We start from the raw sequence: 619 nt of genomic DNA, 5'->3' as shown, positions 1-619 counted from the left end.
CGTGATCGCCAGCCTCTACTGGGGTGACGGCTTCAGACGCTCGGACGGCAAGTTTGACTATAAAAGCCTTGAGCCGATTGCGTTCGTAAACTACGACCCGGTGACATGGGTTATCCGCACCGACGGCCCATTCAAGGATAAGTCGCTCAAGGATCTCGCGACCCACATCAAGGCGAACCCTGGTCAGGTCAAGGTAGGAGCGACCTCCGGAAGTTCATCGGAGTTCATTCCTGAGCAGGTTGAAGAGATAACCGGCAGCAAAGTGATCAAGGTCCCCTTCCAGGGGGGCGCTCCGTCGATCACGGCGTTGCTCGGTGGGCATATCGACGTCAGTTTCGGGTATCTGCCCGAATACAAGGGCCATCTCGACGCGGGAAAAGTCCAGGTCATTGGCGTGACCAACACTGAGAGATTGAGTGCAGTTCCCAACGCCCCGACGTTCAACGAAACGTTTGGCGTCAACGACATCGTCTGGCTGGCGTGGCGATACGTGGCACTGCCGCGCGGTGTTGCACCGGAGCGCAAGGCTTGGCTTGAAGCTGCTTTCAACGCAGCCCTTAACGACCCTGAAATCGAAGCCGAGTACGCGAAGACGGGCGGCATCATGCAGACGAAGCTG

1 protein-coding gene is annotated in these 619 nt (G+C 57.8%); it reads left to right on the top strand.

The genetic code is table 11. The annotated features are described in order from the left end of the window. Positions 1-619 (top strand): tripartite tricarboxylate transporter substrate binding protein (locus RCO31_RS34860; RefSeq protein WP_308972938.1); only part of this gene is annotated, 619 nt, incomplete at both ends.

Source organism: Bradyrhizobium sp. LHD-71 (assembly GCF_031157255.1).
In the GTDB taxonomy this organism is placed as follows: Bacteria; Pseudomonadota; Alphaproteobacteria; order Rhizobiales; family Xanthobacteraceae; genus P52-10.
The sequence above is the reverse complement of the archived record's forward strand: the minus strand, read 5'-3'. Positions and strand labels throughout refer to the sequence as shown.